This is a genomic window from Pseudoxanthomonas sp. 68-E7 (assembly GCF_057773145.1).
Genome location: NZ_JBYMTI010000005.1, coordinates 377,663 through 399,039, shown reverse-complemented (window position 1 = coordinate 399,039; position 21,377 = coordinate 377,663). Strand labels below are relative to the sequence as shown.

The 21,377-nt window shown below is 66.6% G+C and carries 19 protein-coding genes; 12 read left to right on the top strand and 7 right to left on the bottom strand.

The features are described from left to right. Positions 1 to 87 precede the first annotated feature (87 nt). Complete coding sequence (locus AC3DE2_RS14740; RefSeq protein WP_488426820.1) at positions 88 to 1,371, top strand: MFS transporter; 1,284 nt, start codon at positions 88 to 90, stop codon at positions 1,369 to 1,371. Between the two features lie 195 nt (positions 1,372 to 1,566). Here AC3DE2_RS14740 and AC3DE2_RS14735 read toward each other — a convergent pair whose 3' ends face one another. From AC3DE2_RS14735 to AC3DE2_RS14725, 3 genes are all read right to left on the bottom strand, one after another. Beyond that, entirely contained in the window at positions 1,567 to 2,028 is a 462-nt protein-coding gene (locus AC3DE2_RS14735) for a bacteriohemerythrin (RefSeq protein ID WP_295382062.1), read from the bottom strand. A gap of 99 nt (positions 2,029 to 2,127) precedes the next feature. Further along, positions 2,128 to 3,417 carry an NAD(P)/FAD-dependent oxidoreductase gene (locus AC3DE2_RS14730; protein WP_488426819.1) on the bottom strand — a complete coding sequence of 430 codons (1,290 nt, stop codon included), beginning with the start codon at positions 3,415 to 3,417 and terminating at the stop codon, positions 2,128 to 2,130. Further along, the gene (locus AC3DE2_RS14725) at positions 3,414 to 4,808 is read right to left on the bottom strand and encodes a glutamine synthetase family protein (protein WP_488426818.1); all 1,395 of its coding nucleotides are present in this window, start codon (positions 4,806 to 4,808) and stop codon (positions 3,414 to 3,416) included. Before AC3DE2_RS14725 ends, AC3DE2_RS14730 begins: the two co-directional genes overlap by 4 nt. A 209-nt stretch (positions 4,809 to 5,017) precedes the next feature. On the opposite strand from AC3DE2_RS14725, the gene AC3DE2_RS14720 reads away from it, so the two are divergent. The 10 genes from AC3DE2_RS14720 to AC3DE2_RS14675 all read left to right on the top strand — a co-directional run bounded on the left by AC3DE2_RS14720 (position 5,018) and on the right by AC3DE2_RS14675 (position 17,261). Beyond that, complete coding sequence (locus AC3DE2_RS14720) at positions 5,018 to 5,797, top strand: gamma-glutamyl-gamma-aminobutyrate hydrolase family protein (RefSeq protein WP_488426817.1); 780 nt, start codon at positions 5,018 to 5,020, stop codon at positions 5,795 to 5,797. Positions 5,798 to 5,840: 43 nt separating this feature from the next. Then, positions 5,841 to 7,232 (top strand): glutamine synthetase family protein, encoded by a 1,392-nt coding sequence (locus AC3DE2_RS14715; protein ID WP_295382068.1) that lies wholly within the window; start codon positions 5,841 to 5,843, stop codon positions 7,230 to 7,232. A 727-nt stretch (positions 7,233 to 7,959) separates the two neighbouring features. Further along, entirely contained in the window at positions 7,960 to 9,324 is a 1,365-nt protein-coding gene (locus tag AC3DE2_RS14710; protein WP_488426816.1) for an aspartate aminotransferase family protein, read from the top strand. 91 nt (positions 9,325 to 9,415) lie between these two features. Continuing rightward, entirely contained in the window at positions 9,416 to 10,537 is a 1,122-nt protein-coding gene (locus AC3DE2_RS14705) for a polyamine ABC transporter substrate-binding protein (RefSeq protein WP_488426814.1), read from the top strand. Between the two features lie 159 nt (positions 10,538 to 10,696). After that, on the top strand, positions 10,697 to 11,833 hold the full coding sequence (locus AC3DE2_RS14700; protein ID WP_488426812.1) for a polyamine ABC transporter substrate-binding protein: 1,137 nt from the start codon (positions 10,697 to 10,699) through the stop codon (positions 11,831 to 11,833). 102 nt (positions 11,834 to 11,935) lie between these two features. Then, on the top strand, positions 11,936 to 13,093 hold the full coding sequence (locus tag AC3DE2_RS14695) for an ABC transporter ATP-binding protein (protein WP_488426811.1): 1,158 nt from the start codon (positions 11,936 to 11,938) through the stop codon (positions 13,091 to 13,093). Continuing rightward, a complete protein-coding gene (locus tag AC3DE2_RS14690) occupies positions 13,090 to 14,004 on the top strand; it encodes an ABC transporter permease subunit (protein ID WP_488426809.1) in 915 nt (304 codons plus the stop codon). The genes AC3DE2_RS14695 and AC3DE2_RS14690 overlap by 4 nt, the downstream gene beginning before the upstream one ends. Continuing rightward, complete coding sequence (locus tag AC3DE2_RS14685) at positions 14,001 to 14,843, top strand: ABC transporter permease subunit (protein ID WP_295376592.1); 843 nt, start codon at positions 14,001 to 14,003, stop codon at positions 14,841 to 14,843. The genes AC3DE2_RS14690 and AC3DE2_RS14685 overlap by 4 nt, the downstream gene beginning before the upstream one ends. Positions 14,844 to 14,911: 68 nt before the next feature. Further along, positions 14,912 to 16,273, top strand: a complete 1,362-nt coding sequence (locus tag AC3DE2_RS14680) for an NAD-dependent succinate-semialdehyde dehydrogenase (protein WP_488426807.1) — start codon at positions 14,912 to 14,914, stop codon at positions 16,271 to 16,273. Positions 16,274 to 16,400: 127 nt separating this feature from the next. Then, complete coding sequence (locus AC3DE2_RS14675) at positions 16,401 to 17,261, top strand: pirin family protein (RefSeq protein ID WP_488426805.1); 861 nt, start codon at positions 16,401 to 16,403, stop codon at positions 17,259 to 17,261. Positions 17,262 to 17,441: 180 nt separating this feature from the next. On the opposite strand, the gene aqpZ is transcribed toward AC3DE2_RS14675, so the two are convergent. Together aqpZ and AC3DE2_RS14665 are read right to left on the bottom strand one after the other, a co-directional pair. Then, positions 17,442 to 18,158 (bottom strand): aquaporin Z, encoded by a 717-nt coding sequence (gene aqpZ / locus AC3DE2_RS14670; RefSeq protein WP_488426803.1) that lies wholly within the window; start codon positions 18,156 to 18,158, stop codon positions 17,442 to 17,444. 125 nt (positions 18,159 to 18,283) lie between these two features. Next, positions 18,284 to 19,144, bottom strand: coding sequence for a pirin family protein (locus tag AC3DE2_RS14665; protein WP_488426802.1), 861 nt, complete (start codon positions 19,142 to 19,144; stop codon positions 18,284 to 18,286). 184 nt (positions 19,145 to 19,328) lie between these two features. Between AC3DE2_RS14665 and AC3DE2_RS14660 the strand changes: the two genes are divergently transcribed. Continuing rightward, a complete protein-coding gene (locus AC3DE2_RS14660; protein ID WP_488426801.1) occupies positions 19,329 to 20,099 on the top strand; it encodes an Sbal_3080 family lipoprotein in 771 nt (256 codons plus the stop codon). Positions 20,100 to 20,101: 2 nt separating this feature from the next. Here the strand turns inward: AC3DE2_RS14660 and nfi are convergent, their stop codons facing one another. Further along, positions 20,102 to 20,782, bottom strand: a complete 681-nt coding sequence (gene nfi / locus AC3DE2_RS14655) for a deoxyribonuclease V (protein ID WP_295376581.1) — start codon at positions 20,780 to 20,782, stop codon at positions 20,102 to 20,104. A 54-nt stretch (positions 20,783 to 20,836) separates the two neighbouring features. Next, positions 20,837 to 21,361: a SixA phosphatase family protein gene (locus tag AC3DE2_RS14650; protein ID WP_488426800.1), complete on the bottom strand. Its 525-nt coding sequence runs from the start codon at positions 21,359 to 21,361 to the stop codon at positions 20,837 to 20,839. Between the last annotated feature and the right edge of the window lie 16 nt (positions 21,362 to 21,377).

Below are 21,377 nucleotides of genomic sequence, written 5' to 3'. Positions count from 1 at the left end.
CTCTGAAAAAGGGGGACCGAGGGGGATTTGCCTTTGCTCTCCTCCGGATCTGCCAGAATCGGACTGGTCATCCCCTCCCTTGCGCCCATGACCGCCACCGCCGTCGCCGATTCCGCCTTGCCGGGCAACTCTCCCCGCCGGGTCCTGTTCGCCAGCCTCATCGGCACCACCATCGAGTTCTTCGATTTCTACATCTACGCCACGGCGGCGGTGCTGGTGTTCCCGAAGCTGTTCTTTCCCGCGGGTGACGGCAACGCGGCCACCCTCCAGTCGCTGGCGACCTTCGCGCTGGCGTTCTTCGCCCGCCCGGTGGGTTCGGCGGTGTTCGGCCACTACGGCGATCGCATCGGCCGCAAGGCGACCCTGGTCGCCGCGTTGCTGACCATGGGCCTGTCGACCGTCGCTATCGGCCTGCTGCCGACCTATGCGGACATCGGTATCCTCGCACCGCTGCTGCTGGCGCTGTGCCGCTTCGGCCAGGGCCTGGGACTGGGCGGCGAATGGGGCGGCGCGGTGCTGCTGGCGACCGAGAACGCGCCGCCGGGCAAGCGCGCCTGGTACGGCATGTTCCCGCAACTGGGGGCGCCGATCGGCTTCCTGTGTTCGACCGGCATCTTCCTGCTACTGACCGAACTGCTCAGCGACGCGCAGTTCCAGGCTTGGGGCTGGCGCATTCCGTTCCTGGCCAGCGCCGCGCTGGTGATTGTCGGGCTTTGGGTACGCCTGCGCATCACCGAGACACCGGATTTCCAGAAGACCCTGGATCGCGACGAACGCGTGCGCCTGCCGATGGCCACCGTGCTGAAGGAGCACCCGCGCGCGCTGCTGGCCGGTACCTTCGCGGCCATGGCGACCTTCGTGCTGTTCTACCTGATGACGGTGTTCGCGCTGAGCTGGGGTACCTCGCGGCTGGGCTATTCGCGCGAGCAGTTCCTCGTCCTGCAGATGGCCGGCGTGCTGTTCTTCGCCGCCGGTATTCCAGTGGCGGCGCTGTACGCGGATCGGCGCGGACGCCGCCGGGCGATGATCGTCGCCAGCGTGGCCATCTTCGCGTTCGGCCTGCTGTTCGCGCCGTTGTTCTCCTCCGGCAGTGCCGGCGGCGTGTTGCTGTTCCTGGCGCTGGGCCTGGGCATCATGGGCCTGACCTACGGTCCGTGCGGCACCATCCTGGCGGAGATGTTCCCGACCGAAGTGCGCTACACCGGCGCGTCGCTGGCGTTCAACCTGGCCGGCATCTTCGGCGCGTCGCTGGCGCCGTACGTGGCGACACAACTGGCCGAGCGGTACGGATTGGCCCATGTCGGCTACTACCTGTGCGGTGCGGCGGCGCTGACCTTGCTGGCGTTGTGGCTGATGCCGCGCCCGCGTTGAAGGCGTGTTTCCGGCGGGGCATGCCGGCGCGGAACAAGCTCCGTTCCATCCGCTGCAAGGCAATGACGTGCCTTGCAGCAGATAGCCCGCTCGGCGGGGAGGGAGAATCCCCCGTTTCCCTTCTTCAGGTGCTCTTCAACAGATGAATGACGGGTCGAGGGGGAGGCAGATGCGGTCAGCCGAGCAGGCTCCGGGCTATCGGAACAACCGCTTGAGCGTGCGTCCCAGCCAGCCGCCTTCCTGGTGTTCGCGGGCGAACATGTTCAGATGGTGCTTCACCGCGTCGGCATAGTCCTTGTCGTCGCTGCGGATGTGGTTGTACAGCCAGCGCGCGAGCATGGAACGCAGTTCATCGCCGATGTCGTCACCGGCCTCGAAGCGCATGCGGTATTCGCCCACCCGCTTGGCGAACAGCTGGTGCACGCGCTTGTGCGCGGCCGAGAACGGATAGCCGGCCTCTTCCATCAGCTCCTCCTCGAAGGCGAAGTGGGAGAGGGTGTAGTCGACCAGTTCCTCGATCACCTCGGCCACCGCGATCCGTTCCATCGAGCGGTTGGCGATGTGCAGGCGGTTGATCATCTCGACGATGCGGCGATGCTGGGCGTCGATGACGTCCACGCCGGTGTTCAGATCGTCCTGCCAGACGAGTAGGGCCATGTCGGTACTTCCCGCACGCCGGGGTGTGCGTGCCTGCAAAACACTCTAGGAAGGACCCGCCCGGCGGGCATTGATTCCGATCAAACCGGCGGCAAATCGCTACCAGAGTGCGTCGCGTAACTTGTACCAGGCCATCGCCGCCACCAGCATCGGCGTGCGCAGCAGCCGGCCGCCGGGGAAGGGGCGGTGCGGGATGCGGGCGAAGGCGTCCAGGCGTTCGGCCTGCCCGCGGATGGCTTCGGCGATGACGCGGCCCGCCACGCCGGTGGCGGCCACGCCGTGGCCGCTGAAGCCCTGGGCGAAGTACACGTTGGGGGTCAATCGGCCCCAGTGCGGCGCCCGGTTGAGCGAGATGTCGACATAGCCGCCCCAGACATGCTCGATGTCCACATCGGCCAGTTGCGGGAACACCCGCCGCATCCGCCGCGCCATGGTGCCGCGCAGGTTGGGTGGGGGGAGGGTGGAATAGCTCGCACGGCCGCCGAACAGCAGGCGGTGATCGCGGCTCAGGCGGAAATAGTCCAGCGCCCAGTTCACGTCGGCCACCGCCATGTCGTTGCGGATCAGCGCGCGGGCGCGTTCCTCGCCCAGCGGCACGGTGGCGCCGATGTAAGTGCCGACCGGCATGATCCGCGACTCCAGTTCCGGCGCGACGCCGCGCAGCCAGGCATTGCCGGCCAGCACGGCGAAGTTGCAGCGAACCTGTCCGGCGTCGGTATGCAGGATAGGCGCGTCGCCGCGGTCCAGCCGGGTGACCCGCGAATGCTCGAAAATGCGCACGCCCGCCGCCAGCGCGGCGCGGGCCAGGCCGAAAGCGTATTCCAGCGGATGCAGGTGTCCGCTGAGCGGATCGTAGATGGCGCCGAGGTAGCGATCGCTGGCCAGTTGCGCGCGCAGCCGGTCGCGATCCCACCATTCCATCGGATAGTCGTAGTGCTCGGCCATGTGCGCCTGCCAACGCTTCAGCGCCTGCTCCTGGCGCGGCTTGAGCGGCACGCTGGCATGGCCGTCGCGCCAGTCGCAGGCGATGTCGTGGCGCCGGATGCGGTCCCGCATCAGCGCCATGCCTTCGCGCGAGAAATCGAACAGCCTGCGCGCGTCGGCGCGTCCGACCAGCCGCTCCAGGGTGTCCTGTTCGCAGCCGTAACCGACGATCGCCTGGCCGCCGTTGCGTCCCGACGCGCCCCAGCCGATCCGTTCGGCCTCCAGCACGATGACCCGGTAGCCCGCTTCAGCCAGTTCCAGCGCCGCCGACAGTCCGGTGTAGCCGGCGCCGAGGATGCACACGTCGGCCCGCAGTTCGCCTTCCAGGCGCGGCTGCGGCGGCAGTGGCGCCGCGCTGGCGGCGTACCAGGAGGGGGGATAGGCGGCGGTGGCGCCCCGGCTCATACCGACCGCAGGTACCAGTCGTATTCCAGGTCGGTGACCTGGGTGTGGAAGGCGCGCATTTCCTTGAGCTTCTGCTGGCCGTAGATGTGCCGGAACGAGGCGCCGAACCCGTCGGCGACGAAATCGCTGGCGAGGAAATCGTCGATGGTGTCGCGCCAGAACGGGGTGAGGTTCTCGGTCTGCTCGTAGGCATTGCCGACGATGGGCGGACCGGGATCAAAGCCCTGCTCGATGCCGTGCAGCATGCCGGCCAGCACCGCGGCGGTGACCAGATAGACGTTGGCGTCGGCGCCGGCGATGCGGTGTTCGACCCGCGTGTTGGCCTCGCTGCCGTGCGGGATGCGCATGGCGACGGTGCGGTTGTTGTAGCCCCAGCAGGTGTTGAGCGGCACGAACGCGTTGAGCACGAAGCGCCGGTAACTGTTGGCGTTGGGCGCGAACAGCAGCAGGCAGTCGGCGGCGCTGCGCTGGAGGCCGCCGATGGCGTGGCGCAGCGCGTCGGCCGGTTGTCCGACCGGCGAGGCGAACACGTTGCGGCCATCGCGATCCAGCACGCTGACATGGATGTGCATGCCGCTGCCGGCCTGGTCGACCAGCGGCTTGGCCATGAAGCTGGCCAGGGTGCCCTGCTGCTGGGCGATCGCCTTGATCGCGCGCTTGAGGTAGATCGCGTCGTCGCAGGCCAGCAGGGCGTCGTCGCGATGCTTGAGGTTGATCTCGAACTGGCCGGGCGCGTATTCGGCCACCGCGGTGTCGGCGGGGATGCGCTGGGCGCGGCAGGCCGCGGCGACCGCGTCGGTGAAGCCGCGATAGTCGTTGAGGTCTTCCATGTAGTAGACCTGCGTGCTGCGGTTGCGCGCGCCGGTGGCGGGATTGCGCGCGGCCATCGGACGGCCGTCGGCGTCCGGGCGCTGGTCGAACAGGTAGAACTCCAGTTCCACCGCCACCACCGGCTTCAGCCCGCGCGCGGCATAGCGCGCCAGTACCCGCCGCAGCACCTCGCGCGGGTTTGCCTCGAACAGACCGCCGGCCGCATCCTCCATCGCCAGCAGCAACTGCGCCATCGGCCGCGGCGCCCACGGCACCGCTCGCAATGAACCCGGCACCGGCCGGCACACCCGGTCCTCGTCGCCGATGTCGTAGCCCAGTCCGGTTTCCTCCACCGTGTTGCCGGTGATGTCGGTGGCGATCAGCGACATCGGCAGGCACACCCCATCGGCATAGACCTTCTCCAGCGCGTCGCCGGTGATGCGCTTGCCGCGCAGCAGCCCGTTCATGTCGGGCAGGATGAGGTCGACCAGTTCGCATTCGCCGAGGTCGCGCAGGGTCGCCGCGTCGTCGGCGGAAAGGCCCGCGACGTCAGGCGATTCGAGATGGGAAGGGAGGTGCATGCAGGCGCTCCGGAAGGCCGGAGGCAGCTTAGCAGAGGAACCGTGTTGTCAAGAATACTCAACGACGCGTCGGGGCTTGCGCGCGAAAAACGCCCGAAACCGGTGCTGCTGCGCACCAATCAGGGGCGTGTGGACGCCGATTCGTGGCCCGTGTTGTAAAAATAAAACGGCCGGGCTAAGGTGGGTCCAAGCCATCCCGAGCCCCCTGCATGACCAGCCAGCCGCTGGTCGGCCTGCCGACCGATCACAAGCAAATCGGCGCGCATCCCTTCCTCGCGGTCGGGGAGAAGTACATCCGCGCGGTGGTCGATGGCGCCGGCGCGATGCCGGTGCTGCTGCCCACCCTGGATCCGGCGCTGCCGTTGCGCGAATTCCTGCGCGGCGTGGACGGCATCCTGCTGACCGGCTCGGTCAGCAACATCGAACCGCATCACTACAGCGACGAATCCAGCTACGAGGGCAACCTGCTGGACCCGCGCCGCGACGCCACCAACCTGGCCCTGATTCCGCTGGCGATGGACATGGGCGTACCGCTGCTGGCGATCTGCCGCGGCTTCCAGGAGGTCAACGTGGCGCTGGGCGGCAGCCTGTACCAGAAGGTGCACGAGCAGCCCGGTTTCATGGATCACCGCGAACGCGCGGACGACCCGCTGGAGGTCCAGTACGGCCCTGCGCATGACATCGCGCTGGCGCCGGACGGCCTGCTGGCGCGCTGGGCCGGCACGCAGCGGGTGCGGGTCAATTCTCTGCACGGGCAGGGCGTGCGCCAGCTCGGGCGCGGCCTGATCGTCGAGGCCACCGCGCCGGACGGCCTGATCGAAGCCTTCCGTCATGACGGCCCGGGCTTCCTGCTCGGCGTGCAGTGGCATCCGGAGTGGCGGGTCACCGAGAACCCGTTCTACCTGTCGATCTTCCAGGCGTTCGGAGCCGCCTGCCGGGAACGCGCCGAACGGCGCGCGCGCGAACGCCCGCCGCCCCGCGCGGCGTGAAGCATTCGCGTCCTTCCCGTTCCCTTTTCCGAACCGTCTTCCCATGAGCCAGAAAAAAAACACCCGAAAACAGACCACGCCCCAGCAGGCCGAAGAAAGCGCGCTGCGGCGCTGGCTGAAGGAACGCCGCATCACCGAGGTCGAATGCCTGGTGCCGGACATCACCGGCAATGCGCGCGGCAAGATCATTCCCGCCGACAAGTTCTCGCACGATTACGGCACCCGCCTGCCGGAAGGCATCTTCGCCACCACCGTCACCGGCGACTATCCGGACGACTACTACGAGCTCACCTCGCCGTCGGATTCGGACATGATGCTGCGCCCGGATCCGGACACGGTGCGGATGGTGCCGTGGGCCGCCGATCCGACCGCGCAGATCATCCACGACTGCTACACCAAGGCCGGCCAGCCGCACGAACTGGCCCCGCGCAACGTGCTGCGGCGGGTGCTGGCCGAATACGAAAAGGCCGGGTTGCGCCCGGTGGTCGCGCCGGAACTGGAGTTCTTCCTGGTGCAGAAGAACACCGACCCGGACTTCCCGCTGTTGCCGCCGGCCGGCCGTTCCGGGCGCCCGGAAACCGCGCGCCAGTCGTATTCGATCGACGCGGTCAACGAGTTCGATCCGGTCCTCGACCTGATGTACGACTACTGCGAGGCGATGGAGCTGGACGTGGACACGTTGATCCACGAGTCCGGCGCGGCCCAGCTGGAAGTCAATTTCACCCATGCCGGGGCGATGGCGCTGGCCGACCAGGTGTTCCTGTTCAAGCGCACCATGCGCGAGGCGGCGATGCGCCATGGCGTCTACGCGACCTTCCTGGCCAAGCCGATGGAGAACGAGCCCGGCAGCGCCATGCACATCCACCAGAGCGTGGTGGACGCGAAGAAGGGCCACAACGTCTTCACCGGCAAGGATCCCGGCAAGTTCAGCCCGGTGTTCGGCCACTACCTGGCGGGCCTGCAGAAGTACGTGCCGATGGCGATGGCGTTCTTCGCCCCCAACGTCAATTCCTACCGCCGGCTGATGTTCGGCGAGGTCTCGCCGAGCAACGTGCAGTGGGGCTACGACAACCGCACCTGCGGCCTGCGCGTGCCGATGGACACGCCGGAGAACATGCGGGTGGAAAGCCGCTTCGCCGGTTCCGACGCCAATCCCTACCTGGCGATGGCGGCCACCCTGGCCTGCGGCCTGCTCGGTATCCGCGAGAAGCTCAAGCCGACCGCGCCGACCTCCGGCAGCGCCAAGGAAATCGGTTACGACCTGCCGCGCTCGCTGGGCGAGGCGCTGGACGGGCTGGAGGCGTGCAAGCCGTTGCAGGAGATGCTGGGGCCGCGGTTCGTGCGGGCCTATGTGTCGGTGAAGCGCAAGGAGTACGAGACCTTCTTCCGGGTGATCAGTTCCTGGGAGCGGGAATTCCTGTTGTTGAACGTCTGAGTGTTCATGGTGCGAGTTCTTTGGGGCCATCGTGGGATGGACAGCCGGGCGCTGGCGCGCGTGGTGTCTTGCGGCTGCCCGCCATGGTGCGCTCGCCGCGGGGCGTCCCTTTCTTTGCTTGTGCAAAGAAAGGAACCAAAGAAAGCACACCCCGGTCCTCGCGCCCCAACGGCTGCGCCGTTGTGGTCCGTGTCGCCGGTGGGAATTTTGGGACGGCACATCCCTGTGCCGACCCAAAACGCCGCGCGTCCTGCGCGGCGCCCTTCGGGTTTACCCACCGTCGCCACCGCTGCGGATGGGGCCCGAGGAGCAAGAGCCAAAACCAAAACCAAAACCAAAACCAAAACACTAGAAGCACACCGGTCTTCAATACTCCGCTGTTGCTGTTGCCCTGCTCTTGCCTTGGCTTTTCGGGCCCCCGTTAAGGCGTGGCAAGCGGGTCGGGTAAAACCCGCAGGGCGGCGCACAAGGATGTGCGCCGTTTCCGGCAGGGGCAGGATGCCCCTTCCGGAAATTCCCGGACCGATTGCGGACCCTGCGCGCGCAGCGCGCAGGGCACGCCGCCAGGGGTGTGTTTCTTTGCCTACTTTCTTTGCACAAGCAAAGAAAGTAGGGCCTCGCGGCGAGCGCACCATCGGTGGGCACCGACGACGACATCACGCGCAAGCGTCCTGAGCGCCTCAGGTCGAACGAAGACAGTCATCAAGCAGGTCATCCCGGAGTCCCCATGGAACACCTCGACATCCCCGCCCTCCAGAAGCTCGACGCCCAGCACCATCTGCACCCCTTCAACGACAACGCCGCCCTGGCGAAGAAAGGCACCCGCATCCTCACCCGCGGCGAAGGCTGCTACGTCTGGGACGCCGAGGGCAACCAACTGCTCGACGCCTTCGCCGGCCTGTGGTGCGTCAACATCGGCTATGGCCGCAGGGAACTGGGCGAAGCGGCGTCGAAGCAGATGACGCAGTTGGCGTACTACAACAGCTTCTTCCAGTGCACCACCGAACCGACCATCGCACTGGCGGCCAAGCTGGCCGAACTGGCGCCGGGCGACATCAACCATTCCTTCTTCGTCAATTCCGGTTCCGAGGCCAACGACACCATCCTGCGGCTGGTGCGGCACTTCTGGGCGGTGCAGGACCAGCCGCGCAAGAACATCTTCATCGGCCGCCACGATGGCTATCACGGCACCACCATGGCCGGCGCCAGCCTGGGCGGCATGAAGGGCATGCACAAGCAGGGCGGCCTGCCGATTCCGGACATCCACCACATCGATCCGCCGTTCTGGTTCGCCGATGGCGGCGATCTGTCCGAGGACGAGTACGGCCTGGTCGCGGCGCGCCGGCTGGAGGACAAGATCCTGGAACTGGGGCCGGAGCGGGTGGCGGCCTTCATCGGCGAACCGATCATGGGCGCGATCGGCGTGTACATCCCGCCGCGCACCTACTGGCCGGAGATCGAGCGCATCTGCCGCAAGTACGACGTGCTGCTGGTCGCCGACGAGGTCATCTGCGGCTTCGGCCGCACCGGCGAATGGTTCGGTTCGCAGTACTTCGGTTTCCAGCCGGACATCATGCCGGTCGCCAAGGGCATCACCTCCGGCTACATCCCGCTCGGCGCGGCGATGTTCAACGACCGGGTGGCGAACGTGCTGAAAGCGCAGGGCGGCGAGCTGGCCCATGGCGCCACCTATTCCGGTCATCCGGTGTGCGCGGCGGTGGCGCTGGAGAACATCCGCATCCTGCAGGAAGAGAAGATCGTCGAACGCGCCAGGACCGAAATCGCGCCCTATCTGGCCCAGCGCTGGGCCGAACTGGGCGAGCACCGGCTGGTCGGGCAGGCACGCATCGCCGGCCTGGTCGGCGCACTGGAACTGGTGCCGGACAAGGGGCAACGCGGCTTCTTCCCGGATCGCGGGTCGGTCGGGGTGATGTGCCGCGACTTCGCCCTCAAGCGCGGCCTGATCCTGCGCGCCACCTGGGACGCGATGCTGCTATCGCCACCGTTGGTGATCACCCGCGAACAGGTCGACGAGTTGTTCGACAAGGCCTGGAAGGCGCTGGACGATACCGCCCAGGCGCTGGGCCGCTGACGGTGGCGGAGACGGGCGACGAACGGGTTCCCAGGCTGGCGACGGGGCGTATCATGTCCGCCATCACCTTTCTGCTTCCAGGAGAAGCCCCATGAAGTTCCGAGCATTGACGATTGCGCTGGCCGTGACCGGTGCCCTGGCGGCCTGTGGGGGCGCCGAGGAAAAGAAAGCGGCCAAGGCGGCCGACGAGAAGGTCGTCAACGTCTACAACTGGTCGGACTACATCGCCGAGGACACCATCCCGAACTTCGAGAAGCAGACCGGGATCAAGGTCACCTACGACGTCTTCGACAGTGACGAGATGGTCGAGACCAAGCTGCTGGCCGGCTCCAGCGGCTACGACGTGGTGGTGCCTTCGCTGAGCTTCCTCGGCCGGCAGATCCAGGCCGGCGTGTTCCTGCCGCTGGACAAGTCGAAGATCCCGAACCTCAAGAACGTCGACCCCAAGCTGCTGGAGCGCATCGCCCTGCAGGATCCGGGCAATCAGTACGCGGTGCCGTACCTGTGGGGTACCAGCGGCATCGGCTACAACGTCGACAAGGTCAAGGCCGCGTTCGGCAACACCGACGTCACCGGCAGCTGGGACCTGGTGTTCAAGCCGGAAAACCTGTCCAAGCTCAAGGACTGCGGCGTGACCGTGCTGGACACCCCGTCGGAACTGATCCCGATCGCGCTGAACTACCTGGGCGAGGACCCGCACAGCTTCGATCCCAAGGTCATCGACAAGGCCGCCGCACTGCTCAAGGGCATCCGCCCGTACATCCGCAACTTCCATTCCTCGTCCTACATCAACGATCTGGCCAACGGCGACGTGTGCCTGGTGGTGGGCTGGTCGGGTGACGTCATCCAGGCGCGTGACCGCGCCGACGAGGCGGACAACGGCGTGCACATCGGCTATTCGATTCCGAAGGAAGGCGCGCCGCAGTGGTTCGACATGATGGCCATCCCCAAGGACGCCAAGCACGTCGAGAACGCCTATGCCTTCATCAACAACATGCTGGATCCGAAGGTGGCGGCGGCGAACACCAATTTCGTGACCTATCCGAACGCGGTGCCGGCTTCCCGGCCGCAGGTCGAACCGTCGATCGCCAACGATCCGACCATCTATCCGCCGGCGGAGGTCGACGCCAAACTGTTCACCTTCGCGGTGCTGCCGCCGGAAGTGGACCGCCAGTACACCCGGATCTGGACGGAGTTGAAGACGGGCAAGTAACCGGAGCAGGGCCGCCACGCGCGGCCCTGGTCTTTGGGGGGGAGGCCGGGACCCAGGTCCCGGCCGGGAACAGGGCACGCCTCCGGGATGCCTGCAATCGAGATGCAAGAACGCACCACTCATCACTGCCATGCCTGGCGCAACTCTGGAGAGAGCTTGATGAAACTGCGAATCCTGGTCACCGCTGTCCTCCTCTGTACCACCCTGGCCGCCTGCGGGGGCAAGTCCGATACCGACAAGGGCGCGGCCGGCGCCGCCAAGGCCGACGGGGCCAAGGAAGTGAACGTCTACAACTGGTCGGACTACATCGCCGAGGACACCATCCCGAACTTCGAGAAGCAGAGCGGGATCAAGGTCACCTACGATGTGTTCGACAGCAACGAAGTGGTCGAGACCAAATTGCTGGCCGGTTCCAGCGGTTACGACATCGTGGTGCCGACCCTGAACTTCCTCGGCCGGCAGATCCAGGCCGGCGTGTTCATGCCGCTGGACAAGAGCAAGATTCCCAACTACGCCAACCTCGATCCGGACCTGATGAAACGCATCGAGCGGCAGGACCCGGGCAACCGGTACGCCATCCCGTACATGTGGGGCACCACCGGCATCGGCTACAACATCGACAAGGTCAAGGCCGCGTTCGGCAACACCGACATCGCCAGCAGCCTGGACATCGTGTTCAAGCCGGAGAACGTGTCCAAGCTGAAGGACTGCGGCGTGACACTGCTGGATACCCCGTCGGAGGTCATCCCGATGGCGCTGAACTACCTGGGCGAGGATCCCAACAGCTTCGACCCCAAGGTCATCGAGAAGGCGGCGGCGCTGCTGAAGTCGGTGCGCCCCTACATCACCAACTTCCATTCCTCGCAGTACATCGACGCGATGGCCAATGGCGACACCTGCCTGGTGGTGGGTTGGTCCGGCGACATCATCCAGGCGCGCGATCGCGCCGAGGAAGCCGGCAACGGGGTCAAGATCGCCTATGCGATCCCGAAGGAGGGCGCGCCGCAGTGGTTCGACATGCTGGCCATTCCCAAGGACGCCAAGCACGTCGACAACGCCTATGCCTTCATCAATTACCTGCTGGATCCGCAGGTGATGGCCAACAATTCCAACTTCATCCATTACCCCAACGCCATTCCCAAGGCCAAGGCGCTGATGGACAAGGCCATCGTCGACGATCCGACCGTGTATCCGCCGCCGGAAGTCGAGGCCAAGCTGTTCACCTTCGCCATCCTGCCGCCGGAAGTGGATCGCCAGTACACCCGGATCTGGACGGAACTGAAGACCGGCAAGTAATCCGCGCGAAGGGGCGGGCGCCGGCGCCCGCTCCGGATCGCCTCCACACCATTTTCCAAAGAAGCCAGGCGCCGCCCGCGCGGCGCCGCACAGGGGAACCCGATGGCGGCTGACAACCCACCTCCCGGCAACGGCAAGGACACCACGAACGCCACCAATGCCAAGGCCGGCGCCGATGCTTACCTGCGCATCGTCGACGTGCGCAAGGAGTTCGACGGTTTCGTCGCCGTGGACGACACCAACCTGACCATCCGCAAGGGTGAGATCTTCGCCCTGCTGGGCGGCTCGGGCAGCGGCAAGTCCACCTTGCTGCGCTGCCTGGCCGGCTTCGAGAAACCCACCGCCGGCAAGATCTACCTGGACGGGCAACTGCTGAACGACCTGCCGCCCTACGAGCGGCCGCTCAACATGATGTTCCAGTCCTACGCGCTGTTCCCGCACATGACCGTGGAGCAGAACATCGCCTTCGGCCTGAAGCAGGACGGCCTGTCCAGGGACGCGATCGGGAAGCGGGTGGAGGAGATGCTGGCGCTGGTGCAACTGGGCAAGCTGGCCAAGCGCAAGCCGCACCAGTTGTCCGGCGGGCAGCAGCAGCGCGTGGCGCTGGCGCGTTCGCTGGCCAAGGGGCCGAAACTGCTGCTGCTGGACGAACCGATGGGCGCGCTGGACAAGAAGCTGCGCTCGCAGATGCAGTTGGAACTGGTCAACATCATCGAAAAATCCGGCGTGACCTGCGTGATGGTCACCCACGACCAGGAAGAGGCCATGACCATGGCCACCCGCATCGCCCTGATGGACCAGGGCTGGATCCGCCAGGTCGGCACGCCGGACGAAATCTACGAACAACCGACCAGCCGCTTCGCCGCCGAGTTCATCGGCTCGGTCAACCTGATCGATGGCGTGATCGAGGAGGACGAATCGGACTACGTCACCATCCGCAGCCCGCAGCTGCCGGTGGCGGTCTACGTGGGCCACGGCATCTCCGGCTTCGAGGGCCAGGAAGTCTCGTTCGCGGTGCGCCCTGAGAAACTCGGCATCGGCAAGGAGGAGCCGGCGCAGGAGTACAACAAGGCCAAGGGCGTGATCGAGGACATCGCGTACTTCGGCAGCCATTCGGTCTACCACGTGCGCCTGCCCGGCGGTTACAAGTTCATGGCCAACTTCGCCAACGTGCAGCGCTGGGCCAGCGAAGGCCTGACCTGGAACGACGAGGTCTGGGTGTGGTGGGGCGACAACGACGGCGTGGTGCTGACCTCATGAAGCTCCGGGACCTGCTCAGGAAAGCCACGCCGGGTCCGCGTTGGGCGGTGATCTCGGTTCCCTATCTCTGGCTGCTGCTGTTCTTCGCGATCCCGTTCCTGATCGTGCTGAAGATTTCGTTCTCCAAGCTCGCCATCGCGATGCCGCCGTACACGCCGATCCTGGAGTACGTGGACGAGGCGCTGACGCTCAAGCTCAACCTGGGCAACTACGCGGCGCTGTTCACCGATTCCCAGTACGTGCAGGCCTACCTGAGCTCGATCCAGATCGCGGCCATCTCCACCTTCTTCGCGCTGCTGATCGGCTATCCCATCGCCTACGTGATCGCGCGCTTGCCGCCATCCACCCGCAACATCGCAATGATGCTGGTGGTGCTGCCGTCCTGGACTTCGTTCCTGATCCGCATCTACGCCTGGATCGGCATCCTCAAGAACAACGGCCTGCTCAACAACCTGCTGATGAAGCTGGGCGTCATCGGCGAGCCGCTGCAGATCCTGTACACCCCGATGGCGGCCTACATCGGCATCGTCTACGCCTACCTGCCGTTCATGGTGCTGCCGCTCTACACCAACCTGGTCAAGCACGACCAGCGCCTGCTGGAGGCGGCCTACGACCTGGGCGCCAAGCCGTGGAAGGCGTTCTTCACCATCACCCTGCCACTATCGCGCGCGGGCATCATCGCCGGCTGCATGCTGGTGATGATCCCGGCGGTGGGCGAGTTCGTGATTCCCGAACTGCTCGGCGGACCGGACACGCTGATGATCGGCCGGGTGCTGTGGAACGAGTTCTTCAACAACCGCGACTGGCCGGCGGCGTCGGCGGTGGCGATCGTCATGCTGATCCTGTTGATGATACCGATCCTGATCTTCAACCGGGTGCAGCAGCGCGAGCTGGAAGGGAGGCTGACATGAGCCGCCTGCGCCAACGCAGCCTGACCTGGCTGGTGCTGGGTTTCGGCTTCGCCTTCCTGTACCTGCCGATCCTGATCCTGATGGTGTACTCGTTCAACGAGTCGCGCCTGGCCACGGTATGGTCCGGTTTCTCGGTGAAGTGGTACGGCGAACTGTTCCGCGACGCGCAGATGCTGGAAGCGGCCTGGATCAGCCTGAAGATCGCGTTCTGGACCGCCAGCGCGGCGGTGGTGCTGGGCACGCTGGCGGCACTGGTGATGACCCGGATGCGCCGGTTCCATGGCAAGACCGTGTTCGGCGCGCTGATCACTGCGCCGCTGGTGATGCCGGAAGTGATCATCGGCCTGTCGATCCTGCTGATGCTGGTCTCGATGGGCCAACTGCTGGGCCTGCCGTCCAAGGGCGTGATCGCGATCTGGATTGCCCACGTCACCCTGACCGTCTCGTTCGTCACCGTGGTCATTTCCTCGCGCCTGTCGGAACTGGACAAGTCGCTGGAAGAGGCGGCGATGGACCTGGGCGCCAACCGGCTGAAGGTGTTCTTCCTGATCACCCTGCCGATCATCATGCCGGCGCTGGTGTCCGGCTGGCTGCTGGCCTTCACCCTGTCGCTGGACGACGTGGTGATCGCCAGTTTCGTCGCCGGCCCCAGTTCGACCACGTTGCCGATGAAGGTGTTCTCCTCGGTGCGGCTGGGCCTGAGTCCGAAGATCAACGCCCTGGCCACGCTGATGATCGCGATCGTCTCGCTGGCCGCGCTGGTCGGCTGGTGGCTGATGTACCGCGAGGAAAAGCGCCGCCAGCGCGACATGCAGCTGGCGCTGCAGGAGAACGGCTGACCGGGCCCACCCGGCGCTAACGCGGCGGGCGCCAGAATGGACGCCTGCACGCGCATCACGAGATCGCCATGAAAGTAGATACCGTCAATCCCGCGACCGGCCAGGTCGAACATTCCCAGACCCTGATGGACGCCGCCGCGGTCGAGTCCGTGCTGGCGGCCTCGCAGCCGGCGTTCCGCGCCTGGTCCGCGCGTCCGCTGGGCGAGCGCGGCGAACTGCTGCGGCGGGTGGGCGCCGGCCTGCGCGCGCGCCGCGACGACATCCAGCGGATTATGACCGCCGAGATGGGCAAGCTGCGCCGGGAAGCCCTGGCCGAAGTGGACAAATGCGCCGGCGCCTGCGAGTACTACGCCGACCACGCCGGCGACTACCTGAAGGACGAACCGATCGCCACCGACGGCCGCCGCAGCTACGTGCGCTACGAGCCGATTGGCTGCGTGTTCGCGGTGATGCCCTGGAACTTCCCGATCTGGCAGGTGTTCCGCTTCCTCGCGCCGGCGCTGATGGCCGGCAACGTCGCCGTGCTCAAGCATGCCGCCAACGTGCCGCGTTGCGCCGACGTCATCGCCGAGGTGCTGCGCGACGCCGGGATTCCGGCCGGGGTGTTCGGCGTGCTGCATATCGACAACGACCAGGCCGCCGGGGTCATCCGGGATCCGCGCATCGCCGCGGTCACCCTCACCGGCAGCGAACGCGCCGGCCGTTCGGTGGCCGGCAACGCCGGCCAGCAGCTCAAGAAGTGCGTGATGGAACTGGGTGGCAGCGACGCCTTCGTGGTGCTGGAGGATGCGGACCTGGACAAGGCCGTGGCCGGCGCGATCGCCTCGCGCTATGGCAACGCGGGACAGACCTGCATCGCCGCCAAGCGTTTCATCGTGGTCGAGGCGATCGCCGACCGGTTCGTGCAGCGCTTCGCCGAGGCGGCCGCCGGATTGAAGCTCGGCGACCCCGCGGACGATGCGACCACGCTGGCGCCCATGGCGCGGCGGGATCTGCGCGACGAACTGCACCGGCAGGTGCAGGCCAGCGTCGTCCGGGGCGCGCGGCCGCTGCTGGGCTGCGAACCGGACGCTTCGCACGCGGGTTATCCGGCGTCGATCCTGGACAACGTCGCGCCCGGCATGCCGGCCTACAGCGAGGAGCTGTTCGGTCCGGTGGCCAGCATCCTGCGCGTGCGCGACGAGGCCGAGGCGATCCGGGTCGCCAACGACACCAGTTTCGGCCTGGGCGGCAGTGTATGGAGCGGCAATCCCGAGCGCGGTGATCGGGTCGCCCGGCAGTTGCAGGTGGGTGCCGCGTTCGTCAACGCGATCGTGCGCAGCGACGTGCGCCTGCCGTTCGGCGGCACCAAACGTTCGGGCTTCGGCCGCGAGCTGGCCGAACATGGCATCCACGAGTTCATGAACATCAAGTCGGTCTACATCGCCTGAGTCCGGGCGCGGGTATCCGCCGGCCGTGGTTCCCATGGAGCCATGGCTGGAACAGATGGTTACGGGCGCCGCCATTCCGAAAGCGGCGCCGCGCTGCCATCTTCCGGGCATTGCCCAGGAGGTTGCCATGAACACACCCGTCGATATCCAACCCGCCCGCGTCATCCGCAAGGTGCGTGGCCGCGCCACGTCCGACGGCGCCGGCGTCAAGCTGACCCGCGTGATCGGCGGCCCGGACCTGCCGGATCTGGATCCGTTCCTGCTGCTGGACGAGTTCGGCACCGATCGCGCCGAGGACTACATCGCCGGTTTCCCCGAGCATCCGCATCGTGGCTTCGAGACCGTCACCTACATGCTCGACGGCCGCATGCGCCATCGGGACAACCACGGCAACGAAGGCCTGCTGACACCGGGTTCGGTGCAGTGGATGACCGCCGGTCGCGGCCTGGTGCATTCGGAAATGCCGGAGCAGGAATCCGGGCGCATGCGCGGCTTCCAGCTGTGGGTGAACCTGCCGGCGCGCGACAAGATGACCGAGCCCAAATACCAGGAATTCGCCCCGGAACGCATTCCCGTCGCCTCGCCCGCGGTGGGCGTGGGCATCAAGGTGATCGCCGGCCAGGTCGGTGAGGTAACCGGCCCGATTTCCCAACCGGCCACCGATCCGGTCTACCTTGACATCGCGCTGGATGCGGGCAAGGCGTGGGACTACGTGCTGCCGGAAGGCCACAACGCCTTCATCTATGCCTTCGAGGGTGCGCTGATCGTCGGCGAAGGGGAGGACGCCCGCGCGCTGGAGACCCATGAACTGGCCGTGCTCGGCGGCGGCAGCGGCCTGAGCCTGCGCGCCGGCCAGCAGCCGGTCCGCGCGATTCTGGTCGCCGGTCGTCCGCTGCGCGAACCGGTGGTGCGGCACGGCCCCTTCGTGATGAACAGCAAGCAGGAAATCATCCAGGCCTTCGTCGATTTCCAGGAAGGGCGGTTCTGAACCATCCGTACCCCCTTTGTAGGAGCGACGTGAGTCGCGACCATCCGCGACCGGTACGACGCCTCATTGGCCCTTGGACATCCACCGATACGGTCGCGACTGACGTCGCTCCTACGGGGAAGCGGCAGGAACAAAAAAGCCGGGCAATGCCCGGCTTTTTCGCGAACGCACGCGGCGAGGTCAATCCTTGCCAATCGCCTTGTAGATCACGCCGCCCAGCAGGCCGCCGAGGATCGGCGCCAGCCAGAACAGCCACAGCTGGCTGAGCGCGGTCGGGCCGGCGAACAGCGCCACGGCGGTGGAGCGGGCCGGATTCACCGACGTGTTGGTCACCGGGATGCTGATCAGGTGGATCAGGGTGAGCGCCAGGCCAATCGCGATCGGCGCGAACCCGGCCGGCGCGCGGCCATGGGTGGAACCCATGATGACGATCAGGAAGAACGCGGTCAGCACGACTTCGGCCAGGAACGCCGCCGCCACCGAATAGCCACCCGGCGACATCGCCCCGTAGCCATTGCTGGCGAACGCGCCGGCCGCGTTGGGATCGATGGCGAAACCGCTGGCGCCACTGGCGATCTGCAACAGGATGAAGCCCGCCGCGGCACCGCCCAGCACCTGGGCGACGATATAGGGCACCAGTTCCTTGATGGAGAAACGCCCGCCGGCCCACAGGCCGAAACTCACCGCCGGATTGAAATGACCACCGGAAATGTGGCCGAACGCGTAGGCGCCGGTCAGCACGGTCAGGCCGAAGGCCAGGGCCACGCCGAGAAAGCCGATACCCAATGGATTGGCGTCACCGCCGAACTTGGCCGCCAGCACCGCGCTGCCGCAGCCGCCCAGCACCAGCCAGAAAGTACCCAGGAACTCCGCCGCGAGTTTCTTTCCAAGACTCATCTGTAATCCCCCAAGGAATGGATGGAACCGTCGTCCGACGGGCCGCACGCGGGGCGAGAATTGCCCGGGTGCGGCACAAGTATGCCTTGAGTGACTCAAAAAAGTGTGACAACCATCACTCTTGATTAATGATCGGGCAAGGGAATGAACTCGGTCTCGCCCGCGATCCGGCCGAACCGCCCTTCGCGCCAATCGTCCTTGGCCTGCTCGATCCGCTCCTTGGAACTGGAGACGAAGTTCCACCACATGTGCCGGTGCGCATCCAGCGGTTCGCCCCCCAGCAGCAGGGCCCTCACCGGGGTTTTCGCGCGCAGCACCGGGCGGGTGCCGGGATCCAGCAGCACCAGGTGCTTGTCGGGAATGTCGGCGCCGTCGAGTTGCGCATCGCCTTCCAGGATGTACAGCGCACGCTCCACGTGACCGCCGCCGATCGCGTGCTCGGCGTCCGGCTCCAGATCCAGCGCCACGTTGAAGGTGTCGGCGAACACCCGCACCGGCGACTCTTCACCATAGGCGCGGCCGGCGATCACCCGCAGCCAGGTGCCGTCATGGCGCCGCTGGGGCAGGGTGTCGGCCTTGTGGTGGTGGAACTCCGGCGCGACTTCCTCGTACGCCTTCGGCAGCGCCACCCAGGTCTGCATGCCATGCAGCGGGTGCGGATGCGCGCGCACGTCGGCGGGCGTCCGCTCGGAATGGGCGATGCCGCGGCCGGCGGTCATCCAGTTGACGTCGCCGGGCAGGATGACCTGCTCCGAGCCCAGCGTGTCCTTGTGGTTGATCGCGCCGCTCCACAGGAAGGTCACCGTGGCCAGGCCGATGTGCGGATGCGGACGCACGTCCACGCCACGGCCCTCGTCGAAGGTCGCCGGTCCCATGTGATCGACGAACACGAACGGACCGACGCTGCGCGCCTGCAGGCTCGGCACCGCGCGGCGGACCTGGAATCCGCCCAGGTCATGGGTACGAGGGGAAATGATGGTGGTCATGGCGTCCTCCGGGTGGCTGCGCGCAGCATGGCACAGACCCGCGGGATGGAGCGGGACGTTGTTGCAACGGTTCGTCATGCGGCATGGATGATCCTGTTCCCATGTGGCCCGTACCGACCTATGCTGGCACACCGGCGGCGGGGGACCGTCGGCTTGGAAGGAACCACCACTCGGGGAGTGAGCAATGAAGGGAAAGAACCTGCCTGGCATGCTGGCGGTTGCCTGCATCGTGTTGTCCGGCTGCACGTCCGTACAGGTCAAGCGTGCCGATCCTGCCACCGGGATGCGGCACCTGTGCATCCAGGACAATCCGCGCGTAACCGTACCCGGATTCGTCGAGGTGCTGCGTGACGGGATTGAGCGCAATGGACTTTCCTCGGAAATGTACGAGGGACAGAAGCCGGTGCATTGCGAATTCGTCCTCACCTATACGGCGCTGCGATCCTGGGATCTCGGCACCTATCTCTCCCATGCCGAACTGCGCATCGAACGCAATGGACGCCAGCTTGCGTCGGCGCAATATCATCTGCGTGGCAAGGGCGGGTTCTCGCTGACCAAGTGGCAGGGAGTGGAAACCAAGATGAATCCCGTCATCGACGAGCTGTTTGCTGACTACCGGAACGGCGCATCGACGGTGGCGGCCCGGCCAGCCCAACCGGCGAATGTTTCCGTCGACATGGCGGCGCCCTCGGCGGTGCTCGATGAGCAACCGGAGCGGCCGGCGGCGACGAAGGAGCCGACCGCCAGCACGTCCGGGGATGTCCCGGAGAGCGGATTTCCCTATACGGGCGACCCGACGCCGGCCGCCAGGGCGATGGCACAGGCACGCAACTGCGCGACGGGATTCCAGTTGCTCGGCAACGAGGTGGGACGAAACCTGTATACGGCTTCCTGCTGGGGCAACAAGAAGCTGGTGATCATCTGCGAGCAGGGGAATTGTCGCGAGGCGCGCTGAGGTCAACGAACCTCGCCGCGCCGCGAGGCGAGCCGATCGGCCAGGCGGGTGGGTTCGGGCAGGCGATAGCCGCGCAGGCAGTGCAGGGTCCAGTCGATGGCACCGGCCATCGAGACCCGGTGTCCGGGCGAGACGATCAGGGGCAGGCAGCGCGCCTTGCTGCGCAGTGCCCAGCCGATCTGCTGGCCCTTGTCGATCAGCGGGGTGCGATCCCCGGGTTGCTCGCCGGGCGCATCGAAACGGCCGCATAGCGGTTTCTTCGCCACGCCGATGCTGGGCAAGCCGGTGGCCACGCCGAAATGTGCGGCGATGCCCAGCCGGCGCGGATGGGCGATGCCCTGGCCGTCGACCATCACCAGATCCGGCGCCTGCCGCAACAGCGCCAGCGCGGCCAGCAGGGCGGGCAGTTCGCGGAAGCTGAGCAGGCCGGGCACGTAGGGCATCGAGGTCGGCACGCGGGCGACGTGGGTTTCCAGCGGCGTCATCTCCCGAGCATCCAGCAGCACGACCGCCGCGCGGGTGATCCGGCCCTCGTCCTCGAAGCCGACATCGAAACCGGCCAGGTGGCGCGGCGGGTCGAAATCATCCTGGAGCCGGACCTGCCGGGCCAGTTCCGCCTGCAGCTGGCGCGCACCCCGGACGCTGCCGTCCCAGGCGCCGAACACCGATGTGGACTCATTCATCGGGTCAGGTTAGCCGAACCTGCCGGACGGACATGTGCACGAGCGGATACGCGTTCAGTAGCGGCTGACGTCCACGTGGGCGCGGCCATTGGCGTCGAAACGGATGCGGGTCACGCGGTCGTATTCGGTTTCCGGCATCGGCGCGGCGGCCTGTCCGGACAAGGCAGCCACCAGATCCGGCACGGTATTGCTGTGGCCGACGATCACCACGGTGCCGTGATCATGATCGCGGCGCCAGCGTGCGGCGCTCTCGGTGGCAGGGCCGCGCGAGAAATACGCCGAGACCGCAACATGATGGGCGTCCGCGGTGGGCTGGCCGGTTTCGCGGGTGCGCCTGAACTCGGTGGCATAGACCGCGACCACCGGCGCGTCGGCCAGCAAGCCGGCCAGCCGCTGCGCGCGTTGCCGGCCGGTTTCGGTCAGGCGGGGATCCTCGGGATCGTCGGTCGCCTTCTCGGCATGCCTCACCACCACGAAGGTCAATGCCTCCGCGTCCTGGCCCGCGCGCGGCGTCGCGCAGCCGGCCAGCAGGATCACCGCGGCGAGCAGGAGGAAGGACAGGCGGGTCATCGATTGCATCGGGGTGGCCTCCGGA